This is a genomic window from Streptomyces sp. NPDC058632, assembly GCF_042717095.1.
Taxonomy (GTDB): domain Bacteria; phylum Actinomycetota; class Actinomycetes; order Streptomycetales; family Streptomycetaceae; genus Streptomyces.
Map to the genome: position 1 here is coordinate 1 of NZ_JBHXQZ010000041.1, position 17,429 is coordinate 17,429.

16 protein-coding genes, 1 tRNA gene and 1 pseudogene are annotated in these 17,429 nt (G+C 72.6%); 9 read left to right on the plus strand and 9 right to left on the minus strand.

The window, feature by feature from the left end:
- Positions 1-45: 45 nt before the first annotated feature.
- Positions 46-750 carry a DUF461 domain-containing protein gene (locus tag ACFWVE_RS17545; protein WP_384014555.1) on the minus strand — a complete coding sequence of 235 codons (705 nt, stop codon included), beginning with the start codon at positions 748-750 and terminating at the stop codon, positions 46-48.
- Between the two features lie 780 nt (positions 751-1,530).
- Here ACFWVE_RS17545 and ACFWVE_RS17550 point away from each other — a divergent pair.
- From ACFWVE_RS17550 to ACFWVE_RS17575, 6 genes are all read left to right on the plus strand, one after another.
- Complete coding sequence (locus ACFWVE_RS17550) at positions 1,531-2,013, plus strand: CarD family transcriptional regulator (protein ID WP_042168913.1); 483 nt, start codon at positions 1,531-1,533, stop codon at positions 2,011-2,013.
- A gap of 540 nt (positions 2,014-2,553) precedes the next feature.
- On the plus strand, positions 2,554-3,330 hold the full coding sequence (gene ispD / locus ACFWVE_RS17555) for a 2-C-methyl-D-erythritol 4-phosphate cytidylyltransferase (protein WP_384014558.1): 777 nt from the start codon (positions 2,554-2,556) through the stop codon (positions 3,328-3,330).
- Positions 3,320-3,838 carry a 2-C-methyl-D-erythritol 2,4-cyclodiphosphate synthase gene (gene ispF / locus ACFWVE_RS17560; protein ID WP_384014561.1) on the plus strand — a complete coding sequence of 173 codons (519 nt, stop codon included), beginning with the start codon at positions 3,320-3,322 and terminating at the stop codon, positions 3,836-3,838. Before ispD ends, ispF begins: the two co-directional genes overlap by 11 nt.
- 229 nt (positions 3,839-4,067) lie before the next feature.
- Positions 4,068-5,474 (plus strand): cysteine--tRNA ligase, encoded by a 1,407-nt coding sequence (gene cysS / locus ACFWVE_RS17565; RefSeq protein WP_384014563.1) that lies wholly within the window; start codon positions 4,068-4,070, stop codon positions 5,472-5,474.
- Positions 5,475-5,667: 193 nt separating this feature from the next.
- Entirely contained in the window at positions 5,668-6,606 is a 939-nt protein-coding gene (gene rlmB / locus ACFWVE_RS17570) for a 23S rRNA (guanosine(2251)-2'-O)-methyltransferase RlmB (RefSeq protein WP_384014566.1), read from the plus strand.
- A 129-nt stretch (positions 6,607-6,735) separates the two neighbouring features.
- Positions 6,736-8,520 (plus strand): DoxX family protein, encoded by a 1,785-nt coding sequence (locus tag ACFWVE_RS17575; RefSeq protein ID WP_384014568.1) that lies wholly within the window; start codon positions 6,736-6,738, stop codon positions 8,518-8,520.
- Between the two features lie 147 nt (positions 8,521-8,667).
- On the opposite strand, the gene ACFWVE_RS17580 is transcribed toward ACFWVE_RS17575, so the two are convergent.
- From ACFWVE_RS17580 to ACFWVE_RS17595, 4 genes are all read right to left on the minus strand, one after another.
- Positions 8,668-9,399 carry an NDP-sugar synthase gene (locus tag ACFWVE_RS17580; RefSeq protein ID WP_384014571.1) on the minus strand — a complete coding sequence of 244 codons (732 nt, stop codon included), beginning with the start codon at positions 9,397-9,399 and terminating at the stop codon, positions 8,668-8,670.
- Between the two features lie 185 nt (positions 9,400-9,584).
- Entirely contained in the window at positions 9,585-10,055 is a 471-nt protein-coding gene (locus tag ACFWVE_RS17585) for a hypothetical protein (RefSeq protein WP_384014573.1), read from the minus strand.
- A 252-nt stretch (positions 10,056-10,307) separates the two neighbouring features.
- Positions 10,308-11,396: an ABC transporter ATP-binding protein gene (locus tag ACFWVE_RS17590; protein ID WP_384014576.1), complete on the minus strand. Its 1,089-nt coding sequence runs from the start codon at positions 11,394-11,396 to the stop codon at positions 10,308-10,310.
- A 211-nt stretch (positions 11,397-11,607) separates the two neighbouring features.
- Positions 11,608-12,588 (minus strand): helix-turn-helix transcriptional regulator, encoded by a 981-nt coding sequence (locus ACFWVE_RS17595; RefSeq protein ID WP_384014579.1) that lies wholly within the window; start codon positions 12,586-12,588, stop codon positions 11,608-11,610.
- A gap of 114 nt (positions 12,589-12,702) precedes the next feature.
- Here ACFWVE_RS17595 and ACFWVE_RS17600 point away from each other — a divergent pair, with 114 nt between their 5' ends.
- Positions 12,703-13,113, plus strand: coding sequence for a DUF3224 domain-containing protein (locus tag ACFWVE_RS17600; protein ID WP_384014582.1), 411 nt, complete (start codon positions 12,703-12,705; stop codon positions 13,111-13,113).
- Positions 13,114-13,206: 93 nt separating this feature from the next.
- Positions 13,207-13,283 (plus strand) — tRNA-Thr (locus ACFWVE_RS17605).
- A 255-nt stretch (positions 13,284-13,538) separates the two neighbouring features.
- On the opposite strand, the gene ACFWVE_RS17610 is transcribed toward ACFWVE_RS17605, so the two are convergent.
- The 3 genes and pseudogenes from ACFWVE_RS17610 to ACFWVE_RS17620 form a co-directional block, all read right to left on the minus strand.
- Positions 13,539-14,432 carry an aminoglycoside phosphotransferase family protein gene (locus ACFWVE_RS17610; RefSeq protein WP_384014584.1) on the minus strand — a complete coding sequence of 298 codons (894 nt, stop codon included), beginning with the start codon at positions 14,430-14,432 and terminating at the stop codon, positions 13,539-13,541.
- A 40-nt stretch (positions 14,433-14,472) separates the two neighbouring features.
- Positions 14,473-14,640 (minus strand): annotated as a pseudogene (locus ACFWVE_RS17615) (zinc-binding dehydrogenase); the annotation flags it as partial.
- A gap of 144 nt (positions 14,641-14,784) precedes the next feature.
- Entirely contained in the window at positions 14,785-15,945 is a 1,161-nt protein-coding gene (locus tag ACFWVE_RS17620) for an NAD(P)-binding protein (protein ID WP_384014587.1), read from the minus strand.
- A gap of 168 nt (positions 15,946-16,113) precedes the next feature.
- Between ACFWVE_RS17620 and ACFWVE_RS17625 the strand changes: the two genes are divergently transcribed.
- On the plus strand, positions 16,114-16,797 hold the full coding sequence (locus ACFWVE_RS17625; protein WP_384014590.1) for a pentapeptide repeat-containing protein: 684 nt from the start codon (positions 16,114-16,116) through the stop codon (positions 16,795-16,797).
- Between the two features lie 64 nt (positions 16,798-16,861).
- On the opposite strand, the gene ACFWVE_RS17630 is transcribed toward ACFWVE_RS17625, so the two are convergent.
- Positions 16,862-17,362 (minus strand): hypothetical protein, encoded by a 501-nt coding sequence (locus tag ACFWVE_RS17630; RefSeq protein WP_384014593.1) that lies wholly within the window; start codon positions 17,360-17,362, stop codon positions 16,862-16,864.
- Between the last annotated feature and the right edge of the window lie 67 nt (positions 17,363-17,429).

Here is a 17,429-nt window from a genome sequence, read left to right on the forward strand (position 1 = left end):
CTTCAGTGCGTGCGCGTGCGCGTGTACGCGCACGGGCGCTGCCGCTCAGTCGCCGGCCGGCCGGCTGGCCGAGGCGGCGTCGGTCGGGGTGCTCTCGAGGCCGTCCGCCGCGTCGGTGGAGCCCTCGGTCTCCTCGGTCTCCTCGGCCGCGGGAGCGCTCGGCGAGCCCGTGGCCTCGCCGGTCGCCTCGTCGGTGGCTTCCGGCGACGGCTCGGCCGGGGCCTCCGGCCCGGTCGGGAGGTCGCTCGGGCCCCAGTCGCTGAAGAAGCCCTCGGCCGGGTGGACGAGCGCGCGCAGGCTCACGTCACCGGTCTCGCTGAAGGTGAAGGTGACCGGCTGCGCGTTGCCGTCCTGGACGGCCTCACGGCTGCTGGACAGCACGGCCGAGGCGTTGCCCGCGCCGCCGAGGATGAGCCGGCCGCCGGCCGGGACGGTCAGACTGCCGCCCTCGGCGGGGGAGAGCTCGGCGGTCTTGCCCGTGCCGGGAAGGGTGATCGACTCCAGTGTCTGGTCCGTGCGGCCCTCGTTGAACAGGGTCGCGGAGACGACGGCCGGGCCCGTGGACTCGCGGTCCGGCTGGGTGACGACGATGGCGTTCTGGACCTTGATGACGCCGACGGTCGTCGCGGCGTTGTCCGGCTGGATCTGCAGGGACTGGGCGTTGTTGCCGGCCGCGCACGCGGAGAGCGGGGCGATCGAGAAAGCGAGGGCGGCGGCGGCGATGGCGCCGCGTCGAAGGCTGCTGCTCACGGCGGCGGCAACTCCTTGACTCGAGCGAGCGGTGGCGACCGGTCAGCCGCCTTGAGTGTCTGTCAGTCGCTGCCAGTGCGTGGCTGTCAGCGGCCTCAGGTTATCGAGCCGCTCCCGTACGCCCGCACCCGACCCTCCCTGCGGCGCCCACTGTTCACCCCGGGTCACCCCGGGCGGCGTGCACGGGCACCGCGGACGCCCTCGGCCGCGTGCGGTCCCCGAGCGGGACGCCCGGTCGGGAGGAACGCGCGCGAGTCCGCGTGCGATGTCCGAGCGTGATGCCTGTCACTGACTCGCGCAAGTGACTCGCGGGTTACTTCGGCGGGGCACTCCTCCGGCATTCGCATAAGGGCGGCCGGGGGCATCCGCCCCTCGATGCGGCGCATATTCGGTGAAGGAATGCGGGGCCGGGCCGGAAAATGCGGCAGGTGGTCCGAAAATTGATCACCGGCGGTGTGTCCCGGGGGTCGCGTGATCAATTTCGGATTCGATCGGAACCTGGACGTCCGCACCGAACGGAGTAGCGGAAGTCGAGCACTTGGAGTCAGACATACGGGGACGTATGGGTGTCTGTGGAGGGTTCCGGATGCGTGTAACGTACGCGTTTCGCTCGCCCCGGAGAGCCCCTCCGACCTGCGAATACCTGCTTCCGTCCAGTGGCCGAAGCACGTCCCTGATGCTGTTGTCAAGCCCCGAGAATGCCCCTGACCTGCGAAAACGCCATTCAGAACCCGCCGTATCCGTGTTACCCTGGATAGCCACGGAAGGGGTACCTGTCACATGACGTTCAAGGTTGGCGACACCGTGGTCTATCCCCATCACGGGGCCGCGCTGATCGAGGCTATCGAAACTCGCCAGATCAAAGGCGTGGACAAGACCTACTTGGTGCTGAAGGTCGCCCAGGGCGACCTGACGGTACGTGTGCCAGCGGACAATGCGGAGTTCGTCGGCGTGCGTGATGTGGTCGGTCAGGACGGGCTGGACCGGGTCTTCGAGGTACTGCGCGCACCGTATGCCGAGGAGCCCACGAACTGGTCCCGTCGGTACAAGGCAAACCTGGAGAAGCTCGCCTCGGGCGATGTCATCAAGGTCGCGGAAGTCGTGCGTGACCTGTGGCGTCGTGAGCGTGAGCGCGGACTCTCCGCCGGTGAGAAGCGGATGCTCGCCAAGGCGCGCCAGATTCTGGTCAGCGAGCTCGCCCTCGCGGAGAAGACCAACGAAGACAAGGCCGAAGCCCTCCTCGACGAGGTTCTCGCCTCCTGAGGCGACGAAGGCAGCAGGCGGGGCACGGACGGAGCTTCGTCGCCCGGTGCTCGGTGGCACGCGGAATCCCACGTGCACTCCGAGGACCAGCACATCGAAATGCCGCGGTGCCCGATGACGTTTGTGAAGTCGCCGGGCGCTGCGGCATGTCCGCACCCGGACACCGTCCGTATGCCGCGCAGCCCGTACGCTTCGCACCCACCGCGCTTGCCCGCACTGTGCCGGCTCCGGGCGGCCGGCCCGACCAGAGTCACGGAAGGGGCTGGTCAAGGCGGTACGCCCGGCACTACCCCCGCTCCAGGAGCGGGGGCTACGCCCAGGCCATACCCACCCGGCCCCCGCTGTCAAACTCCCGTCTGCCGCACGACGCCCCGCACGAACTTCCGACGCGCCGGACCCCGGACCGAGCACATGCCGTACGGGGCCCAGTGCCCGGGATGCCGAGAGCACGCACCTGACGCCGCGCGGCCCGCCCTGCGGGCGGACGACGGAGACCCGACGGCAGGACCCGGCCCGAGCACACACACCTGACAGGAACCGATGTCTGACGATCCCCTCCCGCAGCCGCCGGCACAGCCCGTGTCCGGCCGTCCGACCGCCCGCACGGCGGCCGTGATCCCGGCCGCCGGCCGGGGTGTGCGCCTCGGACCGGGCGCTCCCAAGGCGCTCCGCACCCTGGGCGGCACGCCCATGCTCATCCACGCGATCCGCGCGATGGCCGATTCCCGCGCCGTCTCCCTGGTCGTCGTCGTGGCCCCGCCCGAGGGTGCCGCGGAGGTCAGGACGCTGCTCGACGCGCACGCGCTGCCCGACCGCACCGAGTTCGTCGTCGTCCCCGGCGGCCGGACCCGCCAGGAGTCCGTGAAACTCGGCCTCGACGCGCTGCCCCCCGGCTTCGACATCGTCCTGGTGCACGACGCGGCCCGCCCGCTGGTCCCCGTCGACACCGTGGACGCCGTCGTCGAGGCCGTCCGCGACGGCGCCCCCGCCGTGGTCCCGGCGCTGCCGCTCGCCGACACCGTCAAACAGGTCGAGCCCGCCGCCGTCCCCGGCGAACCGGAACCCGTGGTCGCCACCCCCGACCGGTCCCTGCTGCGCGCCGTGCAGACCCCGCAGGGCTTCGACCGGGCCGCGCTGGTGCGCGCGCACGAGACGGTGACCGACAACGTCACCGACGACGCGAGCATGGTCGAGCAGCTGGGCCTGGCCGTCGTCACCGTGCCCGGCCACGAGGAGGCGTTCAAGGTCACCCGCCCCCTCGACCTCGTCCTCGCCGAGGCGGTCCTCGCCCGCAGGAGGCTCAACGATGGCTTCTGAGCCGCAGGCCGTCCGCGCGGAGCCCGTGCTCCCGCAGGTCGGCATCGGGACCGACGTCCACGCCTTCGAGGACGGCCGGGAGCTGTGGTGCGCCGGTCTGAAGTGGGAGGGCCAGGGGCCCGGACTCGCCGGGCACTCCGACGCCGACGTCGTGGCGCACGCCGCGTGCAACGCCCTGTTCTCCGCCGCCGGCCTCGGCGACCTGGGGCAGCACTTCGGCACCGGGCGGCCCGAGTGGTCCGGCGCCTCCGGCGTGACCCTGCTGACCGAGACCGCGCGGATCGTCCGGGCGGCCGGATTCCGGATCGGCAACGTGGCGGTGCAGGTCGTCGGCGACCGGCCCAGGATCGGCAAGCGCCGGGACGAGGCCCAGAAGATCCTTTCCGAGGCCGCCGGGGCACCCGTGTCGGTCTCCGGCGCCACCACCGACGGACTCGGCTTCCCGGGCCGCGGCGAAGGACTGATGGCCGTCGCCACCGCCCTCGTCGTCCGGACCGACCGAGGCTGACCGTCCTCCGCGCGGGACAGGGCCGCCGCCAGCCCGGACCGCAGACCGCCGGCCGCGTGGGCCGGGGCGGTCACCCGCGCGGACCGGGACCGCCGTCCGAGTGTGGACCGGACCGCCGTCCGCGTGGATCGGGGCGGTCACCCGCGCGGACCCGGACCGGCCGAAACACCGGGCGGGCACGGCGGGAAAGGGGCGCGAGGCACCGCCCCGGGCCGACTACCCTGGAGGGGTGACTATTCGCCTGTACGACACCAGCGCCCGGCAGATTCGTGACTTCACCCCGCTCCAGCCGGGTTGTGTCTCGATCTACCTGTGCGGTGCCACCGTGCAGGCAGCGCCCCACATCGGGCACATCCGCTCGGGGCTGAACTTCGACATCATGCGCCGCTGGTTCGAGTACCGCGGCCTGCGGACGACGTTCATCCGCAATGTCACGGACATCGACGACAAGATCATCGTGAAGTCCGCGGAGCAGGACCGCCCCTGGTGGACCATCGGCTACGAGAACGAGCGCGCCTTCACCGACGGCTACCGGGCCCTCGGCTGCCTCCCTCCGACCTACGAGCCGCGCGCCACCGGCCACATCACCGAGATGGTCGAGATGATGCGCGGTCTCATCGAGCGCGGCCACGCCTACGACGCCGACGGCAACGTCTACTTCGCCGTCACCTCGTTCCCCGAGTACCTGGAACTGTCCAACCAGGAGCTCGACAACCTCCTCCAGCCGTCGGGCGAGGGCGAGACCGGCAAGCGGGACCCGCGCGACTTCGCCATGTGGAAGGCGGCCAAGCCCGGCGAGCCGAGCTGGGAGTCGCCGTGGGGCCGCGGGCGTCCCGGCTGGCACCTCGAGTGCTCGGCGATGGCGCACAAGTACCTCGGCACCGCCTTCGACATCCACGGCGGCGGCCTCGACCTGGTCTTCCCGCACCACGAGAACGAGATCGCCCAGGCCAAGGCCTACGGCGACGAGTTCGCCCGGTACTGGGTGCACAACGCCTGGGTCACCATGAGCGGCGAGAAGATGTCGAAGTCGCTCGGCAACTCGGTGCTCGTCAGCGAGATGGTCAAGCGCTGGCGGCCCATCGTGCTCCGCTACTACCTCGGCACCCCGCACTACCGCTCGATGATCGAGTACAGCGAGGAGGCCCTGCGCGAGGCGGACTCCGCGTTCGCGCGGATCGAGGGCTTCATCCAGCGGGTCGGTGAGCTGACCGGCACCCCGGGCGCCGTCGGGCCGGCCGCCGAGGTGCCGCTCGCCTTCGCCGAGGCCATGGACGACGACCTCGGCGTGCCGCAGGCCCTGGCGGTGCTCCACACCACCGTCCGGCAGGGCAACAGCGCGCTGGCCGCCGACGACAAGGAAGCGGCCGTCGCCCGCCTCGCCGAGGTGCGCGCCATGCTCGCCGTCCTCGGCCTGGACCCCCTCGACGCGCACTGGGCGGGCGGCGCCGACCGCGGCGACGATCTGCACGGCGTCGTCGACACCCTCGTCCGCATGGTCCTCGACCAGCGCGAGGCCGCCCGCGCCCGCAAGGACTGGCCCACCGCGGACGCCCTCCGCGACCAGCTGGGCCAGTCCGGACTGGTCATCGAGGACGGTCCGCAGGGACCACGCTGGAGCCTCGGCCCGCGCTGACGCGGACGCACGACCGCAGCACGACCGCAGCACAGCCGCAAGATCGAGTGTGCCGTCCGGGCCTCCGGGCGGCACACTGCATAGACGTAACACCGACACACGCGACACACCGACGCGACACACGCGACACACGCGACACCGACGTGGGTACGCAGACCGTACGCACGCACGACTTCATGGAGACGGGTACATCATGGCCGCGAACAACCGCCGCATGTCCGGCAAGAAGGGCGCGCAGGTCGGCAGTGGCGGCCAGCGGCGCCGGGGCCTGGAGGGCAAGGGACCCACGCCCCCCGCCGAGATGCGCAAGGGGCACGCCAAGCAGCGCGTCGCCCAGGCGAAGACGCGCCGGGCCGTCGGACGCGCCCCGCAGCGGCGCGGCGGCCGCTCGACCTCCGAACTCGTCGTCGGGCGCAACCCCGTCGTCGAGGCGCTGCGCGAGGGCGTGCCCGCCTCCACGCTGTACGTCCAGCAGTTCATCGACAACGACGAGCGGGTGCGCGAGGCGCTCCAGCTCACGGCCGAGCGCGGCGGCATCAACCTCATGGAGGCCCCCCGCCCCGAACTCGACCGGATGACCAACGGCCTGAACCACCAGGGCCTGGTCCTCCAGGTCCCGCCCTACGAGTACGCGCACCCCGAGGACCTCGTCGCGGGTGCCCACGACGAGGGCCAGGACCCGCTGATCGTCGCCCTCGACGGCGTCACCGACCCGCGCAACCTCGGCGCCGTCGTCCGCTCCGTCTCCGCCTTCGGCGGCCACGGCGTCGTCGTCCCCGAGCGGCGCGCCGCCGGGATGACCGCCGGTGCCTGGAAGACGTCCGCCGGTGCCGCCGCCCGTACGCCCGTCGCGCGGGCCACCAACCTGACGCGGACCCTGGAGGCGTACAAGAAGGCGGGGATCGCGATCGTGGGGCTGGCCGCCGACGGAGAGGCCGAGATCGGCGAACTGGCGGCGCTGGCCGGTCCCGTCGTGATCGTCGTCGGCAGTGAGGGCAAGGGGCTGTCCCGGCTCGTCGGCGAAACCTGCGACTTCCGGGTGCGGATCCCGATGCCGGGCGGCACCGAGTCCCTGAACGCCGGTGTGGCGGCGGGGGTTGTGCTGTACGAGGCGGCACGCCGCCGCGCCTGAACGGGTTTTCGGCACCTTCACTCGTACGGGGTATTCCGCGTAGTCCGGACAGGTGGGGGACATGCTTGACGCGGTCCGGACACATCCGGCGCGTCAAAGCAGTGTCCTAACGTCACGTCACTCGGTTAGATGAGTGTGGACACCAGAACACCCCGCACACCCACGGGGGACCGCTCGTCGGGACTCGACGACGCTCCCGCGCTGAGCATGGTGAAGGTGCCGAGCGATCCGGCGCAGGTCATCGTCAATCACGCCAGCTTCCGCGTGCAGCTGGGCGTCTCGAACCGACGCGTCCAATCCCCGCGGATCGCACGGCACTTGATCGCGGCCGAGGACACGGCCCGCATCCCCGTCGTCACCACCGTGGGCGCCCCGGGCCGGACCGCGGCCCGTCGGCGCCCCGTCGTCTGGAGCGGCCGCTCGGCCCCCGACGACACGGGCGCGCACCGACTCCTCCAGGCCATGCGGCACGAAGGAGTCCACCACGCCGACGAACCGCTCACCGACGCCGGCGCCACCCAGCTCATCCCGCACGTCGGCGACGGTTACGGCTACGCCGGGGACCTGGCGGCCCAGACCCTCGAGACCCCCGTCATCGGCTCCCAGCGCACCCACGGCGGCCGGCGGCCCCTGCTGCCCCCCATGCGCACCGTCGGCAGCGCCTACGACGAACCGGCGTACGGCGGCCAGGGGTACGAGGGCCAGGGGTACGGGGGCCAGGAGTACGGGGACCAGGGCTACGACGAGAAGGGTTACGACCACCAGGGGTACGGCGAACAGGGCGACGACGGCGACGAGTACGGGGACACCGGCGGCCACCGGACCGCCACCGCCCCGGACACCGGCGGCCGCCGCGCCAGGCGCCACGGCGACGACCCGGCCCGGCACGCCTACTACCCGGGCCGCCGGATGAACCTCGGGGTCGTCCTGCTCCCGCTGCGTCTCTTCCTCGGCTTCATCTCCATCTACGCCGGCATGGGCAAACTCTGCGACCCGCTCTACTTCGACGGCGGCGAGCGCGGCTCCATGGTGAAGTGGCTCACGACCCTGCACCCCTGGGACGTCGCCCGGCCGCTCCAGCAGTTCGCCCTCGAGCACCCCATCGGCGCCGGACTCGTCGTCGCCTTCCTCCAGGTGATCGTCGGCGTCCTCACCATCCTCGGCTGCTGGCAGCGCGTCGGTGCCGTCATCGGGGCCCTGCTCTCCGCCGCGCTGCTGGTCACCGTCAGCTGGAAGAGCGTCCCCGCCTACGACACGCCCGACATCATCTACCTCGCCGCCTGGTCCCCGCTGATCATCGCCGGCGCTCCCGTCTACTCCGTCGACGGACGCCTCGCCGCCCGCGCCTGGCGCCGCCTCGGACCCGGCTCCGCCCTCTGGGACCTGCGCCGCTACGTGCTGCGCCGCGGTGCCCTCGTCACCGTCGTGGTCTGCGGACTCACCCTGCTCATCGGCTCGCTGCTCGGCGGTGCCGTGCGGGACGCCGGCCGCGTGGTCGTCCCCGGCCCCGGAGAGGCCCCGCGCAACGAACTCCCCGGCTCCCCGCTTCCGAAGGAGCCCGGTGAGCGCCGGAAGGAGACTCCGTCCGCCTCCACCTCGCCCACCCGGGGCGCCACGTCCGGAGCCGGCGGCGCCGATCCGTCCGCCGGCACCACCGCCCCCGGCGCGAGCCGCGACACCGGCGGCGGTGTCACCGGCGCGCCCAGCCAGACCCAGGGCACCACCGGTGAGGCCCCGCCCCAGCAGCCGTCCCCGGTGGAACAGGCCCCGAGCACCAGCTCCGGCCCCACCTCGGGCGGCGGCACCACGGGAGGCGGAGACGGCGGCGGTGCCCCGAGCGACGGCGGAGGGGGCGGGGACGAGGGCCCGGCACCCGAGGAGCCCGGCCGGCTCGTGGGCGGGCTGCTGGGATAGGCCGTCGGGCCGCCGCGCCCATCAGGACAGGCGCAGTCACCACGACGACAGGGCGGCCCCGTACGGCACTGCCGTGCGGGGCCCCGTCGTCGTGGTGGGAGGGGAAAGGGGTGGAAGGCAGGAGGGAGGAGGGCGGAGGGCGCGGGCTCAGCGGTTCTGGGAGGCCAGTTCCTTCGCCGCCTCCGTCAGGTCCTTCGCGGTGTCGATCGCCCGCCAGTAGGAGCCCTGCGGGATCGGGAACCCGGCCAGCCGGCGCTCACGGGCCAGCCGTGGGAACGTGGTGCGCTCGTGGTCGCCGCGTTCCGGCAGCAGAGCGGCGAACCCGGGGGAGAAGACGTACACACCCGCGTTGATCTCGAACGTCGACGGCGGCGACTCGATGAAGTCGGTGATGTGACCGAACCCGTCGGTCTGCACCGCACCCCACGGAATGCGCGGACGGGCCAGGGCGAGGGTCGCGACGGCGTCCCGCTCGGTGTGGAAGTCCGCCATGTCGCGCAGCGAGAAACGGGTCCAGATGTCGCCGTTCGTCGCGTACCAGGGCTGCTCCGGGTGCGGCAGCCGGGCTGCGGCGTACCGCAGACCGCCGCCCCGGCCGAGCGGCTCCGTCTCGACGACGGTGGTGACGGAGAGCGGCAGATCGGCGGACTCCAGCCACTCCTGCAGCACCTCGGCGAGATGACCGCAGGAGACCACGACATCCGTCACCCCCTCCTCGGCGAGCCAGGAGAGCTGATGGCCGATGATCGGGGTCCCCGTACCGGGGATCTCGACCATCGGCTTGGGCCGGTCGTCGGTGTACGGACGAAGCCGGGAGCCTTGGCCGCCGGCCAGGACGACGGCTTGAACGGGGCGCGACGCGGCACTCGGATGGGTCATGAGCGCACACCCTACGTGGCGCCCGGAAGGCAGGACCGCGGGCCCCGGGGGCGGCCGCCCCCGGGGCCCGCCGAGCCCGGCTCAGGGGCGCGGCCGAGGGCCAGGCCGGGAGTCGGGCGGAGGGCAGGACGGAAGACGGAAGCCGGAAGCCCGGGCGAGTGGCGGGCGTGGGCCGAGCCGCGGGCTCAGCCGTGGGCGGTGAGCACCCCCGAGGCGAAGGAGGTGTCGCAGACCGGACGGGAGTAGGACTGGGCCCGGGTGGGGCCGTACATCCGGACCGCCGCCCTGCCGAGGGCACGCGCGATCGACGTGCAGTGCCGCGCCAGCGACGGGCGGTCGTTCACCGCCTGCTGGAGGTGGGTGAGGACGACGCCCGGGTTCTCCTCCTGCAACTCGACCAGGAGCGTGTCCCGCAGGACCTCGTGCGGGGCCCGCTCGGCGGCGCGCGAGGACGCGTCGGAGGAGGAGGCACCGGACACGGCGGTGTCGGCGGCGGCGAGGACCGGACTCGAAGGGCTCCCCGACCAGTTGACCCGGGCGACCGCGAGGGTCCCGGAGAACACCAGGACGACGGGCAGGACGAAGGCGAGGGTACGGCCGACCCGGCGGGCGGGGCCCCGGCCGCGTCGCGTCTGAGGGGTAGTGGAGTGCTTCACGCGTGTGAGGGTAGCGCCCGGTAAGGGAAGGGGGACATTCAGTCACCGGTTCGGGTGACATGGCGGGGAAGGATTCCGGGTAACGCGTTGACGCACGCTGGTCGAAATGCCGTGTATGCCAGGGTATTCGTCGACAAGGAAGACGCAACGAAGAGGGCCCGCAGCGCACTGCGGGGCCCTCTTCATCAACTCGGGTGAATTACCCGGGCCGTCGCGTTGCGAAGGCGACGACGCCCGGATCGGACGCCCGGATCAGTCGGACAGGCGCGCGCCGGACGACGTCGCGAACACGTGGGTCTCGTCGGACCGCGGCACGACGTGCAGCGTGCTGCCCTTCTCCGGCACGTTGCGGCCACCGACGCGGACGACGAGGTCCTTCGACTCGTTGCCGACCTTGGCGGTGCCGTACACGAACGCGTCGGAGCCCAGCTCCTCGACCACGTTGACGGTGACCGCGAGACCCTGGTCGGACTCGGAGCCGGCCACGTCGAAGTGCTCGGGACGGACGCCGACCGTGACGGTCTTGTCGGTGGCGGCGGCCAGCGCGTCGCGGTCCACCGCGACCACCGAGTTGCCGAACTTCACACCACCGTCGGTGATCGGCACCTCGACGAGGTTCATCGCCGGGGAGCCGATGAAGCCGGCCACGAAGAGGTTGGCGGGCCTGTCGTACATGTTGCGCGGGGTGTCGACCTGCTGGAGCAGACCGTCCTTGAGGACCGCCACACGGTCGCCCATGGTCAGCGCCTCGACCTGGTCGTGGGTGACGTAGACGGTGGTGATGCCCAGGCGGCGCTGCAGCGAGGCGATCTGCGTACGGGTGGACACACGGAGCTTGGCGTCCAGGTTGGACAGCGGCTCGTCCATGAGGAACACCTGCGGCTCACGCACGATGGCGCGGCCCATGGCGACACGCTGGCGCTGACCGCCGGAGAGCGCCTTCGGCTTGCGGTCCAGGTACTCCGTCAGGTCGAGGATCTTCGCGGCCTCCTCGACCTTCTGCCGGATCTCCGCCTTGTTGACGCCGGCGATCTTGAGCGCGAAGCCCATGTTGTCGGCGACCGTCATGTGCGGGTACAGGGCGTAGTTCTGGAACACCATGGCGATGTCCCGGTCCTTCGGCGGCAGGTGCGTGACGTCGCGCTCACCGATGCGGATGGCGCCGGCGTTCACGTCCTCGAGCCCCGCCAGCATGCGGAGCGAGGTGGACTTGCCGCAGCCGGACGGGCCGACGAGCACGAGGAACTCCCCGTCCTCGATGTCGATCTCCAGCGCGTCCACGGCGGGCTTGGTCGAACCGGGGTAGATCCGGGTCGCCTTGTCGAACGTGACAGTGGCCATGGTGAGGGGCCCCCTTCTACCGGCAGGAACGTGCCGGACGATCCGAGTAGGAAGGTGGTGCCACGACGGGATGTTCCGTTGTGGTTCCGTGTGGTGCAGTCCACAAGGGTGAACTGGCACAGGACGGTACCTGGCGTTCACCTGTCTGTCAGTACCCGCGGCCCTGTGAACTTCGCGGAAACTTTCGAATGCCATCCGGTCGAGTCCGGGATCACCCGTCGGCCGCGTACCGTTTCGCCAGTACCGCGACGGCCGCCGCGACCGCCCGTCGCAGCTCCGCCGGGCCCAGTACCTCCGCCTCGGCGCCGAGCCGGAGCAGGTCGCCGGTCGCAACCGCCTCCGACTCGACGGACAGCGCCACCTCGACCCACCCCTCGCCGTCCGGCGGCCCCGAGTCCGCGAGCGCCCGTGCGCCCGCCGCCCCGAACTGCATCGGCAGCAGCTTCTGCCCGCGGGGCGAGAGCCGCAGCCTGGCCGTGCCCCGGTGCAGGGCCGCCTCCAGCCGCCGGGAGGACTCCGCCCAGTACGCGGCGAGATCGAACCCGGCGGGACGGGTGAACTCCCCGCCCGTCTCCTCCACCGCCTGGAAACGCGACACCCGGTACGTACGCACGGCGTCCTCCGCCAGCGCCACCAGGTACCAGATGCCGCCCTTCAGTACGAGACCCAGCGGGCGCATCTCCCGGCGGACCTCGCCGCGCCAGCGCCGGTAGTGGGTGCGCAGCACCCGCCGCTCCCACACCGCCCGCGCGACGGCCTCCAGAAGCGGTACGGGGTCGGCACCCCGGAACCACGCCGGCGCGTCCAGGTGGAACCGCTCGCGCACCTGCCGTGCCTGCCCGGCCAGTTCGCCCGGCAGCGCGGCCTCCACCTTCAGCTGGGCACTCGCCAGGACGGCACCCAGCCCCAGCTCCCTGGCCGGTCCCGGCAGCCCGGCCAGGAACAGCGAACCGGCCTCCGCGTCCGTCAGCCCGGTCAGCCGGGTGCGGTACCCGTCCATCAGGCGGTAGCCGCCCTCGGGCCCGCGCTCCGCCCGCACCGGCACCCCGGACGCGCCGAGCGCCTCGACGTCCCGGTAGACGGTGCGCACCGACACCTCCAGCTCCGCCGCGAGTTCGGGGGCGGTCATCCGGCCGCGGTTCTGCAGCAGCAGGAGCAGGGAGAGAAGCCGGTCGGCGCGCACGGGACGCATTCTCCCGCGTCCCGGCCGTACCTGACAGGAGATGTCAGGTACGGCTCCCAGGATGGTCGTGCCGGGCCGGCGCGGAACCCTCCCCGCCGACGGCACGACCGAAGGAGCACATCCATGCCCACCACCCCGACCACCGGCCACTTCACCTTCGCCGACTGGAAGGAGGTCCCCGTGGGCCCGGAGGACACCCTCCCCCGGCTCGCGCACGCCACCGTCACCAACGCCTTCACCGGTGGCATCGAGGCCGAGTCCACGACCTGCGACTACGTGATCTCCTACCTGACCGGCACGACCGGCTCCTTCGCCGGAATGGAACTCGTCCGCGGCCGTGTCGACGGCCGTGAGGGCACCTTCGTCGTCGAGGAGCGGGGGCGCTTCGCACCCGACGGGAGCGTCCACTGCTCCTTCGAGGTCGTCGAGGGCTCGGGCACCGGGGAACTGGCCGGGCTGCGCGGCACCGGCGAGTTCACCTACCGGCACGGGGAGACGAAGGTGCCGTACACCTTCGCGTACGGACTGGAGTGAGCGGGCCGGGACCGCCGCCCCCAAGTGCGTGGCTCGGCGAAAGCCGCTCTGTGTACAGTGGACCCGCCCTCGCGCGCTCCGCGCGTGCGCGGCGCCTCCTTAGCTCAGATGGCCAGAGCAACGCACTTGTAATGCGTAGGTCGTCGGTTCGAATCCGACAGGGGGCTCCACTGGAACCCCAGGCCGGTCCACTCCGGCCTGGGGTTTTCTGGTGGATGAGGCGTGGCGGGGCACGTGGTGGGGGCCCTGCTCGGGTTGTCGTCCGTTCGGCTGACCGAGGCCGAAGCCCTTCGTGGGCTGCTGAGGTCACCTGCAGCAGTCGCACGCATCCGCTGTGGCACCGCGGCCGACGGCGCCACAGCGGGTGCCGCACGGCAGTCCGGAGGCTCCAGTTCCCGGGCCGGATCTCTCCGGTCCGGGATTTTTCACGGCGTCCGGGCGCCCAGGCGGCGGGCGATCTCCAGTTGGCGGTTCTCCAGGGGGCGGCCGTCCTCGATGTCCCAGAGGCAGTTCTGCAGCAGCCGTCCGTACGTCCACGCGCGGGCCCGCTCGCGGTCCAGGCCGAGGACGTCGGTCATCGCGTCGAAGCGCCAGCGGACGTCGTCGGCGTCGAAGCGGTTGTCCAGGGCCGGCCAGAGGTCGAAGCCGGGGTCGCCGGCCAGCGGCTCGGGGTCGATGGCGAGCCAGCCGGCACGGTCGCCGGCCAGGACGTTCTCCTCGTGCAGGTCCCAGTGCAGGAGACGGTCGCCGGGATCGTCCACGACCTCCCGTACGGCCGCCGCGCAGTCGGCGAGGGTGCGGCGGGCCGCCGGGTCCGGGACGCGGTCCAGGGCCCGGGGGGTCTGCTCCAGCATGGCGCGGGCGATGTCGCCGAGGTGGCGCATGCCCGCCGGGGCGGGGGTGGCGGTGAGGCGGGCGAGGAGGCGGGCGATCACCAGGACGGCCTCGTGGACGTCCGGGAGGCGGGAGAGCATCCGGGAGGGGTCGAGACGTTCCAGGAGCATGGTGCCGGTGGAGGCGTCGTGGTCCAGCAGGCGGACCGCCCCGTCGCCGTCCCAGATCCGCAGGGCGACCGGTTCGCCCTCGCTCTCACCGTCCAGGATCTGGAGCTTCAGCACGGCCGGTGTGCCGTCCGCGCGGTCGACGGGCAGAACCAGGGCGCTCACGCCGTGCATCGGCGCGCCGGTGACGCGCAGGTCCCAGCACTCCAGGAAGCCGGCGGCCAGGTCCGGCAGGGCGGCGATGAAGGCGCGCCCCGCCTCTCCGTTGAACTTCTCCTGGGATACGGCGAGTTCCTCGGGGACGACGACATCGGTCATCCCGCCACCGTAGCCGGTGGGGGCCTCGTTCCGGGGTTGCTCAGGGCTCCAGGACGACCTTCCCGGCCGTGCCCCGGTTCTCCAGGGCGCGATGGGCGGCTGCGGCCTCGGCGAGGGGGAAGCGGTGGACGGCGGGAGTGAGTCGGCCTTCGGCGGCTTCGGTGAGGGCGCGTAGTTCGAGGGTGCGTACGGGGTGGGGGCCGAAGGCGTGCAGGCGGATGGCGTGCATGGGCGTCTCCTGTGGACGCCAATCCGGGACGCCGGTCCGGGACGCCGGTCCGGGTGTCCGCCCGGACCGCCCGGCCCGGGTGCCGGACCGGCGTGGTCGCTGTGATGGGTCCACTGTCCGACCTCAAGCTCGCTTGAGGTCGAGCTCGTGCCGGCCGAGGGCGAGGGAGACGGCCGTGAGGGCGCTGTTGAAGGAGACCTCGGAGAGGACGCCGGGGGCGGCGACCTGGTCGCCGGCGAGGTAGACGCCGTCGCCGCGGTCGACGGCGGGACGGTCGCGCCAGCTGGTGCCGGGCAGGTCGACGGCGCCGGTCCGCCCGTTCGCCACCGCCTCCCGCCGCCAGGCGACGCGCTCCCGCCAGCCCGCGTGGCCCAGGTCCAGCAGTTCCTCGGCGCGGGCCACGCCGTCGGCCCTGGTCTCGTGCGGGGCGATGGGGATCTGTCCCTGGAGGAGCTGTTCGCCGGTGGGGGCGAGGGTGCGGTCCTGGGCGGTGAACCGTTCCAGCCAGCCGGGCGCGTCCAGGTCGGACACGACGAACGCGTCGCCGCGCCGGGTGCGCAGGGCGAGGTCGACGAGGACGGTGCGGCCGCTCGGCCAGGTGAGGGCGGGGTCGCCGAGGAGGCGGCGGGCGGCGTCCAGAGAGGTGGCGACGATGACCGGGGTGTCCGTGGGGGGCGTGTCCACACGGGACAGGGTCTCCATGCGGACGCCCAGGTTCCGGGCGCGGGCGGCCATGCGGTCGATGAGGCCGCCCCAGCCGCCGCGCGGGTAGTGGGCCTCCGGCGGCAGCCTGGTGGCGCGGCGCAGGCGTTCCTGGACGAAGGCGGCGGACAGGGAGCCGGGGTCGTGGTGGAAGAGGGCGACGGCGGAGTAGTGGGCGGCGGCGCGCGCGCCCTCCTCGCCGGCGATGCCGGTGGCCCAGGTACGGAAGTCGGTGCCGACGGGGGCGTGGGCATGGGCGCGGCGCAGCAGCTTCAGCATGGCGAGGGGCGGGACGCGGTGCAGTGTGCCGTGGTGGCGGAGCCGGAGGCGGGCGGCTTCCAGGGGCGGGAGGGGCGCGAGGGGGCCGATGAGGTCGCGTTGCCGGAGCCAGGCCCAGTGCGGGCCGCCGTTGTAGAGGGCGTGGGGGCCCTCGTTGGTCCGGTAGGGGCCCTCGGCGGTGCGGGCGCGGCCGCCGAGGGTGTGGTGCGCTTCGTGGAGGGTGACGTCGGCTCCTGCCTCGGCGGCGGTGATGGCCGCGGTCAGTCCGGCGAAGCCGCCGCCGATGACGGTGATGCGGTGCATGGCTGGGTTCTCCCTCGGTCGGGGTCGCGCCCGGCGGTCTCGGAGACGGTCCCGTCTCCGGTGGTCGCGGTCGCTCGTGGCTACGACGGCCCAGGGCCCCAGGATGTGACAGGTTCGAGGTCTTCGCAGGTCAGGACGATTGTCAGTGGGGGAGTGCAGGATGAGGACATGGTGGGGCGAGCGGGGCCGGCGGGTGGTACGGGGGTGAAGGGCGCGCGGCGGCCGGAGCTGCGGCTGCCGGTGCTGGAGCGGTACGAGGGGGGCGGGCTGGAGCCGGACGGGGACTACGACGGTCTGGAGTTCCGGGAGGTGGACCTCGCGGGGGAGGACGGTGCGGGGGCGCGGTTCATGGACTGCGCGCTGACGGGGTGTGTGCTGGACGGGACGCGGCTGTCCAAGGCCCGGGTGCTGGACTCGGTCCTCGCCGGTGTGCGGGGTGTGGGTACGGATCTCTCCGGAGCGACACTGCGCGACGTCGAGCTGACGGACGCGCGTCTCGGCGGGACGCAGATGCACGGGGCGGAGCTGGAGCGGGTACGGGTCCGGGGCGGGAAGATCGACTTCCTGAATCTGCGGTCCGCGCGGCTCAGGGACGTCGTCTTCGAGAGCTGTGTCCTGGTCGAGCCGGACTTCGGCGGGGCGCGGCTGGAGCGGGTGGAGTTCGTGGACTGCGCGCTGAAGGGCGTCGATCTCAGCGGGGCCACGCTGACGGACGTCGATCTGCGCGGTGCCGCCTCGCTGGAGATCGCCCGGGGGGTGGACCGGCTGTCGGGGGCGGTGATCAGTACGGGGCAGCTGCTGGATCTGGCGCCGGTGCTGGCGGGGGAGCTGGGGATCCGGGTGGAGGGGTGAGGACGGCGGGGGGAAGCGGCGGAAGGCTCGGGGAGCGGGCCGGGGCCGGAGGGGGCGCGGTGGGTTACCTCAGGCGCGGGTAGCGGGCCTGGAGGGTCCAGACGGCCGGGTTCTCGCCCAGGTCCTCGTGCAGGTCGGTCAGGTCGGCGAGCAGGTCGTGCAGGAAGTCACGTGCCTCGCGGCGGAGTTCGGCGTGGGAGAAGGTCAGCGGCGGTTCGGCCGCCGGCAGCCACTCGGCCTCGATGTCCACCCAGCCGAAGCGGCGTTCGAAGAGCAGCCGGTCGGTGGATTCGGTGAAGTCCAGTTCCGCGTACTGGGGGCGGGAGGCGCGGGAGCCCGCCGGGTCCCGGTCGACGCGTTCCACGATGTCGCACAGTGCCCAGGCGAAGTCGAGCACCGGCACCCATCCCCAGGCTGTGGACAGTTCCCGGTCCTCCTTGGTGTCGGCGAGGTAGACGTCACCGCAGAAGAGGTCGTGCCGCAGGGCATGGACGTCCGCACGGCGGTAGTCGGTCTGCGGGGGGTCGGGGAAACGGTTGGAGAGGGCGTAGCCGATGTCGAGCACGGAGGTGATGGTGTCACGGCGGGTGCGGTGGGCGGACGGCGGCGGACGGTCCGGGGGGAGGGGCGGC

What these genes read in the sequence shown, in the direction of transcription:
- ACFWVE_RS17550 (WP_042168913.1), top strand. Translation starts at nt 1,531, where the DNA reads ATGACGTTCAAGGTTGGCGACACCGTGGTCTATCCCCATCACGGGGCC.
- ispD (WP_384014558.1), top strand. Translation starts at nt 2,554, where the DNA reads ATGTCTGACGATCCCCTCCCGCAGCCGCCGGCACAGCCCGTGTCCGGC.
- ispF (WP_384014561.1), top strand. Translation starts at nt 3,320, where the DNA reads ATGGCTTCTGAGCCGCAGGCCGTCCGCGCGGAGCCCGTGCTCCCGCAG.
- rlmB (WP_384014566.1), top strand. Translation starts at nt 5,668, where the DNA reads ATGGCCGCGAACAACCGCCGCATGTCCGGCAAGAAGGGCGCGCAGGTC.
- ACFWVE_RS17575 (WP_384014568.1), top strand. Translation starts at nt 6,736, where the DNA reads ATGAGTGTGGACACCAGAACACCCCGCACACCCACGGGGGACCGCTCG.
- ACFWVE_RS17580 (WP_384014571.1), bottom strand. Translation starts at nt 9,399, where the DNA reads ATGACCCATCCGAGTGCCGCGTCGCGCCCCGTTCAAGCCGTCGTCCTG.
- ACFWVE_RS17590 (WP_384014576.1), bottom strand. Translation starts at nt 11,396, where the DNA reads ATGGCCACTGTCACGTTCGACAAGGCGACCCGGATCTACCCCGGTTCG.
- ACFWVE_RS17595 (WP_384014579.1), bottom strand. Translation starts at nt 12,588, where the DNA reads ATGCGTCCCGTGCGCGCCGACCGGCTTCTCTCCCTGCTCCTGCTGCTG.
- ACFWVE_RS17600 (WP_384014582.1), top strand. Translation starts at nt 12,703, where the DNA reads ATGCCCACCACCCCGACCACCGGCCACTTCACCTTCGCCGACTGGAAG.
- ACFWVE_RS17610 (WP_384014584.1), bottom strand. Translation starts at nt 14,432, where the DNA reads ATGACCGATGTCGTCGTCCCCGAGGAACTCGCCGTATCCCAGGAGAAG.
- ACFWVE_RS17620 (WP_384014587.1), bottom strand. Translation starts at nt 15,945, where the DNA reads ATGCACCGCATCACCGTCATCGGCGGCGGCTTCGCCGGACTGACCGCG.
- ACFWVE_RS17625 (WP_384014590.1), top strand. Translation starts at nt 16,114, where the DNA reads ATGGTGGGGCGAGCGGGGCCGGCGGGTGGTACGGGGGTGAAGGGCGCG.